The 7776-nt window shown below is 73.2% G+C and carries 9 protein-coding genes and 1 pseudogene; 3 read left to right on the top strand and 7 right to left on the bottom strand.

Annotated elements, in window-relative coordinates:
• A pseudogene (locus tag L2I40_RS14650) lies at nt 1-229 on the top strand (Bug family tripartite tricarboxylate transporter substrate binding protein); the annotation flags it as partial.
• Nucleotides 230-233: 4 nt separating this feature from the next.
• On the opposite strand, the gene L2I40_RS14645 reads toward L2I40_RS14650, so the two are convergent.
• The 7 genes from L2I40_RS14645 to fabD all read right to left on the bottom strand — a co-directional run bounded on the left by L2I40_RS14645 (nt 234) and on the right by fabD (nt 6578).
• A complete protein-coding gene (locus tag L2I40_RS14645) occupies nt 234-1112 on the bottom strand; it encodes a DMT family transporter (protein WP_237215843.1) in 879 nt (292 codons plus the stop codon).
• 46 nt (nt 1113-1158) lie between these two features.
• The gene (gene mltG, locus L2I40_RS14640; protein ID WP_237215842.1) at nt 1159-2145 is read right to left on the bottom strand and encodes an endolytic transglycosylase MltG; all 987 of its coding nucleotides are present in this window, start codon (nt 2143-2145) and stop codon (nt 1159-1161) included.
• 64 nt (nt 2146-2209) lie between these two features.
• Entirely contained in the window at nt 2210-3493 is a 1284-nt protein-coding gene (gene fabF / locus L2I40_RS14635) for a beta-ketoacyl-ACP synthase II (protein ID WP_272910967.1), read from the bottom strand.
• A 172-nt stretch (nt 3494-3665) separates the two neighbouring features.
• A complete protein-coding gene (locus tag L2I40_RS14630; protein WP_237215841.1) occupies nt 3666-3905 on the bottom strand; it encodes an acyl carrier protein in 240 nt (79 codons plus the stop codon).
• A gap of 442 nt (nt 3906-4347) precedes the next feature.
• Nucleotides 4348-5088 (bottom strand): 3-oxoacyl-[acyl-carrier-protein] reductase, encoded by a 741-nt coding sequence (fabG, locus tag L2I40_RS14625; RefSeq protein WP_237215835.1) that lies wholly within the window; start codon nt 5086-5088, stop codon nt 4348-4350.
• 90 nt (nt 5089-5178) lie between these two features.
• The gene (locus tag L2I40_RS14620) at nt 5179-5622 is read right to left on the bottom strand and encodes a GNAT family N-acetyltransferase (protein ID WP_237215833.1); all 444 of its coding nucleotides are present in this window, start codon (nt 5620-5622) and stop codon (nt 5179-5181) included.
• Entirely contained in the window at nt 5619-6578 is a 960-nt protein-coding gene (fabD, locus tag L2I40_RS14615; RefSeq protein WP_237215831.1) for an ACP S-malonyltransferase, read from the bottom strand. The genes L2I40_RS14620 and fabD overlap by 4 nt, the downstream gene beginning before the upstream one ends.
• 272 nt (nt 6579-6850) lie before the next feature.
• Between fabD and L2I40_RS14610 the strand changes: the two genes are divergently transcribed.
• Complete coding sequence (locus L2I40_RS14610; RefSeq protein WP_237215829.1) at nt 6851-7117, top strand: hypothetical protein; 267 nt, start codon at nt 6851-6853, stop codon at nt 7115-7117.
• A gap of 260 nt (nt 7118-7377) precedes the next feature.
• Nucleotides 7378-7776 (top strand): 30S ribosomal protein S6 (gene rpsF, locus L2I40_RS14605; RefSeq protein WP_237215827.1); only part of this gene is annotated, 399 nt, incomplete at its 3' end.

Raw genomic sequence — 7776 nt, 5'->3', positions numbered from 1 at the left:
CGTCGCTTGGTTCGGCGTGCTCGGCCCGGCCGGCATGCCCGCACCCGTCGTCGCCGCGCTGCACGAGGCGATCACGGCGGCGACGCGCACGCCGCGCTTCGCCGAGCGCGTGGCGACCGGCGGCGGCGAGACGCCCGCGCTCTCGCCCGAGGGCTTCCGCGACTTCCTGGCGCGCGACATGGCGGGCTGGATCGAGACGGCGCGGATCGGCGGCATCCGGCCGGAGTAGCCGCTCAGCGCCGCGGCGCGGTGGTGCCGAGCCAGACGCCGGCCAGCACGATCGCGCCGCCGACCAGCACCAGGACCGAGGGGACCTCGCCCAGCATGACGGCGCCGAGGGCGGCGGCGAAGGGCGGCTGCAGGTAGCCGACCATCGCCGCATCCGTCGCGCGCGCACGCGCCAGCAGCGAGAGGAACATCGTGAGCGGCAGCGCCGAGGCGAAGACGCCGAGGATCGCGACCACGCCAAAGACCCAGGCCGGCGCGTCGAGCGCCGCGCCCGCGCCGAAGGGCAGCGCGAGCGTCCCCGCGACGCCGCCCGAGACGACCTGCTGGCCGAGTGCCAATTGCGCGGGTGCGGCCGGCCGCACCCGCCGCGCGTAGACCGTGCCGAGCGCGTAGGACACGCCCGAGAGCAGGATCAGCAGCCCGCCCGTGAAGCTCGCGCTGCCGGTGAAGGCGGCGGGGCCGAGCAGCACGCCGATCCCGGCGAAGCCGATCAGCAGGCCGGCGACGCTGCGCGGACCGGGCCGTTCCTCCCGCAGCAGCGGCACCGAGAGGAGCGCCACGAGCAGCGGCGTCGCGGCATGGATCAGTGCGGCCGGGGCGGCCTCGATCCGGTTCAGGGCGATGGCCGTCAGCACGTTCGGCACCCACCCGTTGGTGGAGCCGAGGACGAGCCAGTGCCGCAATTGCAGCGGGCCGTGCAGCGCGCGCGTGGCGGCGAGGAAGGCGAAGACCGCGAGCGCTGCGGCACCGCCGCGCAGCGCGGCGAGCACCAGCGGCGGCAGTTCCGGCGCCACCATCCGCAGCAGCGGGAAGGACGCGCCCCAGAGCCCGCCGATGACGAGCAGGCGCCACCAGAGGGCGGGACCGGAGAGGGTCTGCGTCATCTCCCTCCCCCGCATGCGGGGGAGGGAGAAGGGCAAGCGCCCGTCCTCATCGGTTGTTGTTGGCGTTCCTCTGCCGCTCGATCTCGCGCCAGCGGGCGACGTTGCGGTTGTGCTCGTCAAGCGTGCGCGCGAACGCATGACCCCCCGTGCCGTCGGCGACGAAGAACAGGAAGTCGGTCGCCTCGGGCCGAGTCGCCGCGATCAGCGAGTCGCGGCCCGGGCTCGCGATCGGGCCGGGCGGCAGGCCGCGGATGCGATAGGTGTTGAAGGGGTGGTCGCGCTCCAGGTCGGCGCGCGTCAGCGGCCGCTCCAGCACGCCACCATCGGCGGCGGCATAGGCCGCCGTCGGGTCCGATTGCAGCGGCATGTTGCGGCGCAGGCGGTTGATGAAGACGCCGGCGACCCGCGCGCGCTCATCCGCCTTGCCCGTCTCGCGCTCGATGATGCTCGCCAGGATCAGCGCCTCGCGCGGGGTGGCGATGGGCAGGTTCGGCGCGCGGTTCGCCCAGATCTCCGCGAGTGCCGCGTCCATCGCCTGGTCGGCGCGGCGCACCATGGCGGCGCGCGTGTCGCCCCATTGGAAGGCATAGGTCTCGGGCAGCAGTGCGCCCTCGTCGAAGGCGGGCGTCTCGCCGAACAGGCCCTCGGTGCGCTCGAGCAGGGCTGCGATCTGCCGCGCGGTGAGGCCTTCCGGGATGGTCAGCCGGCGCTGCACGGGCCGGCCCTGGCGCAGCACCGTCAGCACCTCGCGCAGGCTTGCGCCGGCGGGGAACACGTATTCCGCGGCGCGCAGCGGTCCCTGGCCGCGGGTGAGATAGACGGCGGCGAGGAAGGCGCGCGGGTCGCGGATCACGCCGCGCTCGGCCAGCGCTTCCGCGATGGCGGTTGCGCCGCCGCGCGGCACGACGACCTGTGCCGGCTCGGCCAGCGGGCCGGGTGCGGCATAGGTCGCACGGGCATACCACCAGCCGCCGCCCGCGGTGACCGCGAGCAGGGCGAGCAGGATCAGGATGGCCTTGACGCGACGCCGCATGCCGCCGGTGTTTGGGGAGGCGGGCGCATCCGGCAAGGGGCGCCCGTCCTCGTTCACGGAAGGGTCAGGCGGCCTTGCGGAAGACGATGCTCGCGTTGGTGCCGCCGAAGCCGAAGCTGTTCGACAGCGCGACCTCGATCTTCCGCTCCTGCGCGACCTTCGCGACGCGGTCGATCGGGCTCTCCTTCGAGGGCTCGTCGAGGTTGAGGGTCGGCGGCGCGATGCCGTCGCGGATGGCGAGCACCGAGAAGATGCCCTCGACCGCGCCGGCCGCGCCCAGCAGGTGGCCGACCGCCGACTTGGTGGAGGACATCGCCAGGCCCTTCGCCGCGTCGCCCCAGAGGCGTTCCACAGCGCCGAGCTCGAGATCGTCGCCCATCGGCGTCGAGGTGCCGTGCGCGTTGACGTACTGCACCTGGTCCGGCGTCACGCCCGCGCTGGCCAGCGCGGCGCGCATGGACCGGAAGGCGCCGTCGCCATCCTCGCTCGGTGCTGTGATGTGGTGCGCGTCGCCCGACATGCCGTAGCCGACGACCTCGGCGTAGATCTTCGCGCCGCGCTTCTTCGCGTGCTCGTACTCCTCGAGCACCAGCACGCCCGCGCCCTCGCCCATGACGAAGCCGTCGCGGTCCTTGTCCCAGGGGCGGGAGCCCTTGGTGGGCGTGTCGTTGAAGGCGGTGGACAGCGCGCGGGAGGCGCAGAAGCCGGCCATGCCGATCTCGCTGACGGCCGCCTCGGCGCCGCCGGCCACCATCACGTCGGCGTCGCCGAGCGCGATCAGCCGCGCCGCGTCGCCCAGCGCATGCACGCCGGTGGCGCAGGCGGTGACGACGGAGTGGTTCGGGCCCTTGAAGCCGTAGCGGATCGAGACGTGGCCGGAGGCCAGGTTGATCAGCGCGGAGGGGATGAAGAAGGGCGAGAGCCGCCGGATCTTCCCTTCCTTGATGAGGACCGAGGCCTCGTAGATGGTCGGCAGGCCGCCGATGCCGGAGCCGATCATCACGCCGGTGCGGATGCGGTCCTCCTCGGCCTCGGGCATCCAGCCGGCGTCCTGCACCGCTTCCTCAGCCGCGACGAGCGCGAGTTGTATGAAGCGGTCCATCTTCTTGACGTCCTTGACCGGGATCCACTCGGCGACGTCGAGCTTCCCCTCGGCCTTCGGCCCCTGCGGGACCTGGCCGGCGATCTTGGACGGCAGGGCACTGGTGTCGAAGGACTGGATCGCGCCGATGCCGGACTCGCCGGCGGTCAGGCGCTTCCAGACGTGCTCGATGCCGAGCCCGAGCGGGCAGGCGATGCCCATGCCCGTGACGACGACGCGACGCGGCGCCGAAAGGTGACCGAACACAGCCTAGGTTCCCTGTTCCTGCTGCAATCCCGCCTCGTCATCGGTGCTGGCGGCCCGCGGAGCGGGCCGAGGCCGCGAATGCGGCCCGCGGCATGCCGCGAAGCCAAGCCGCGCGGAGGCGCGGCGCCCGGCGTCTGAGGGGCATGAACGCGGAGCGTTCATGCACGCCGGATCAAGCCGCCTTCTTCTCGTCGATGTAGGCGATCGCGTCCTTGACGGTCGTGATCTTCTCGGCCGCGTCGTCCGGGATCTCGACGCCGAAGGCCTCTTCGAACGCCATCACCAGCTCGACGGTGTCGAGGCTGTCGGCGCCCAGGTCGTCGATGAAGGAGGCCTCAGGCGTCACCTTGGCCTCGTCCACGCCGAGGTGCTCGACGACGATCTTCTTCACCTTCTCCGCGGTGTCGCTCATGGACCGGGGTCTCTCCTGCTGCGGTCGTGCGACCCGCCTCGCGGGTCGTGGAAGTGGGGCCGATGTCTCGACGGGGCGTGCCGGGAGGCGCGGCGCCGGGATATCCCGGGGCGGCGCGCCTCTAACACGGAAGCGTCACTTGGCCTAGCAGGGTCGCGGGCGCAAGCGGGGGGCGGATTTCCCGCCTTGCGGGCCGTGTGCCGTGCCGCCCCCCGGCCCCCCGACTCGGGCCGGGGGGCGGCGGGTGGCGTGCGTTTGACGGGACCGCCCGCAACCGGCGCGGAGCCCGCCCGTTGACGCGCCGTCATGAACGGGAGCGCGCCATGAACAACATCATCTACATCGTCGGGCTGATCGTGATCGTCATCGCCATCCTGAGCTTCCTCGGGCTGCGCTGACGCCGCGGCGGCCCGGGCGCGGCGGCGCGCCCGGCCGGCCCGCCTCAGATCATCGCCATCCCGCCATTGACGTGCAGGGTCTGGCCGGTGACCCAGCCGGCCTCGTTCGAGGCGAGATAGGCCACCGCCGCCGCCACGTCCTCCGGCGCGCCCATGCGCTGCGTCGGGATGCGCGAGAGCAGCGCGGTGCGCGCGGCCTCGGGCAAGGCATCGGTCATCGCCGTCTTCACGAAGCCGGGGGCCACGACATTCACCGTCACGCCGCGGGTCGCCACCTCCTGCGCCAGCGACTTCGACATCCCGATCAGGCCCGCCTTCGCCGCGGCGTAGTTCGCTTGGCCGGCATTGCCGGTGACGCCGACGATCGAGGCGATGGAGACGATGCGGCCGAAGCGCTTCTTCATCATCCCGCGCAGCGCGGCGCGCGCCAGGCGGAAGGGCGCGGTCAGGTCGACCTCGAGCACCGCGTTCCAGTCGGCGTCGCCCATGCGCAGCGCGAGCATGTCGCGCGTGAAGCCGGCGTTGTTCACCAGGATGTCGAGCGAGCCGCCCTCGGCTTCCACCTTCTCGACCAGCGCCGCCGGCGCAGCCGGGTCGGCGAGGTCGGCGGGCGCCACGAGGACGCGCGCGCCGCCGAGCGCCTCGGCCACGCGGGCGAGTTCCGCCTCGCGCCGGCCGGTGAGCGCGACGGTCGCGCCCTGCGCGTGCAGCGCCGTCGCGATCGCCTCCCCGATGCCGCCGGTCGCGCCGGTGACGAGGGCGACCTTGCCTGTCAGGTCGAACATGGCGCGACCTCCCTTACTTGGCTTCGCTGGCCGAAGGGCCAGCTACGCGGGTGCCGGTGACGAAGGCGACCTTGCCGGTGAGATCGAACATCACGCCTCTCCCTGCGCCTGATCGAGGCGCTTGAACATGGTGTAGCGGGTGTGGCCCGGCGGGCAGTCCGCGATCGCGCCGGCGACCGCATAGCCGTGCCGCTCGTAGAAGGGGCGGGCCTGGAAGGAATAGGTCTCGAGCCGCGCGCCGATGCAGCCGCGCGCGCGCGCCTCCGCCTCCGCCATCGCCAGCATGCGGCTGCCGAGGCCGGTGCCGCGCAGCGCGTCCGGCACCAGGAGTTGGTCGATGTAGAGCCAGCGCCAGGCGGTCCGCCCGACCAGCCCGCCGATGATGGCGCCAGCCGCGTCGCGGCAGGTGACCGCAAGCGGGCGGATGTCGAGCGGCAGGCCGGTCGCGGCCTCGTTGGCGGCGATCAGCCCCGCGCGGATCGCGCCCTGGTCCGCCGCATCCGGCGCATCGGTGAGGGCGAGCGCGACGCTCAAAGCGACTTCAGGAAGGCTTCGATGTCGGCGGGCGTGCCGACGGCTTCCGCCTTCGCCTCCGGCATCAGGCGCTTCATCAGCCCGGTCAGCACCTTGCCCGAGCCGATCTCGACGAAGCGGTCGCAGCCCATCGCCCCCATCGCCTGGATGCATTCGCGCCAGCGCACCGTCCCCGTGACCTGCTTCACCAGCAGGTCGCGGATCTCGGCCGGGTCGGTCGCCTTCGCGGCGGTGACGTTGGCGACCACCGGCACGACGGGGGCGCGCATCGTCGCCTTCTCCAGCGCCTCGGCCATCGCATCCGCGGCCGGCGCCATCAGCGCGGAGTGGAAGGGTGCGGAGACGGGCAGCTTCATCGCCCGCTTGATGCCGGCTTCCTTGGCCTTCTCGATGGCGCGGTCCACCGCGGCGGTCGCCCCCGAGACGACGACCTGGCCGCCGCCATTGTCGTTCGCGACCTCGACCACCTCGCGCCTGCCCGTCGCCGGATCCTCGGCGGCGGCGGCGCAGATCGCCTGCGCCTGCTCGAGCTCGGCGCCGAGCAGGGCGGCCATGGCGCCGGTGCCGGGCGGCGTCGCCTTCTGCATCGCCTCGCCGCGCAGGCGCAGCAGGCGGGCCGCGGTCGGGACGTCGAAGGTCCCGGCGGCGGCGAGGGCTGCGTATTCGCCGAGGCTGTGGCCGGCGACGAGGGCGACGCGGTCCTTCAGCTGGAAGCCGCCCTCCTTCTCCAGCACGCGCAGCACGGCGAGGGAGACGGCCATCAGCGCGGGCTGGGCGTTGGCGGTGAGCGTCAGCTCCTCGGCCGGGCCCTCGAACATGAGCTGGCTGAGCTTCTGCTTCAGCGTCTCGTCCACCTCCTCGAAGACCTCGCGGGCGGCGGGGAAGGCGGCGGCGAGGTCGCGGCCCATGCCGGGGGCCTGGGATCCCTGACCGGGGAAGGTGAAGGCGAGCGCCATGACGGGTGCGTGATCCGTGCCGAAAGGTCGCGCCCGGTAGGGCGGGGGACGGGCGGGCGTCAAGGGGACGGCGCGGGATGTGGGTTTCGGACAAAAAGCTCGGGTCTTCGGAGGTCGCGAAGGTGGACCCACCCCCACCCCTCGAACGCCCCTGGCGTTCGACCCCCGCCTCGCGGGGGAGGGGACGACACTGGGCGGGAGAGGGGGATCGGCGGGCGGGGAGCGGGACGGGCCGATAGCGCGTTGTCGGCTCGGACAGGCGGGAGGCGGCGATGAGGCGGACCCTGATGGTTTCGGACAAATCCAGCCTGACCATCCAGACCGGCGACGCCGGGACCGAGGTGCTCGATGCCGGCGGCGTGGTGCTGGCCACCCATGGCACGGACCGGCACGACGAACTCGTGGCGGCGCATGAGGCGGAGGGCTGGCGGGTGGCGCGCAGCGGCGACGTGCGGCCGGAGGAGGCCGCCGACGTGTCCCCGCCGCCGAGCGGCCCGGCGGGGCCGGCCGGCGAGGTGGACCTGGGCAACGCGGGGTGACACGCGGCGCGTCCTCCGGCACGGAAAGGAATATTGTCCTTTTCGAGCGCGACATGCAAGCGTCGACCGCCGTTGCGGCGACTCCGCGCTTGCCCCCGCCGCCCCTCCCGTGCTTTACGCGCGCCTTCCCTGCCGGGACCCGAGGCATCGGTCCCGGCTATGCCCGCTTGCGCGCGCGCCCGGCACGGGGCCGGACCGCCGCAGGACAGCGCCGCGACACCCGTCGGGCCTGGGGCTGAGCCAGCCAGAGGGGAGACAGGATGCCGCTCTACGAATGCGTGCTGATCGCACGCAACGACGTCACGCAACAGCAGGTCGAGACCATCGCCGACCAGGTCGAGCAGACGCTCAAGGCCGGCGGCGGCGAGGTGCGCAAGCGCGAATACTGGGGCCTGCGCGGACTTGCCTACCGCATCAAGAAGAACCGCAAGGCGCATTACATGCTGCTCGGCGTGAACGCGCCGCCGGCCGCCCTGCAGGAAGCCGAGCGCCAGCTCGGCCTGCACGAGGACGTGCTGCGCACGCTGACCATCCGCGTCGAGGAGCTGGAGGAAGGCCCGTCCGCCATCCTGGCCCGCCGCGGCGAGGATCGCGAGCGCGACCGCGGCTTCCGCGGCCCGCGCCCGGCCGGCCGCTTCGGCTCCGGCCGCACCGGCGGC

The organism is Falsiroseomonas oryziterrae (genome assembly GCF_021864505.1).
GTDB lineage: Bacteria > Pseudomonadota > Alphaproteobacteria > Acetobacterales > Acetobacteraceae > Falsiroseomonas > Falsiroseomonas oryziterrae.
This window is presented reverse-complemented; position numbering and strand designations above follow the sequence as displayed.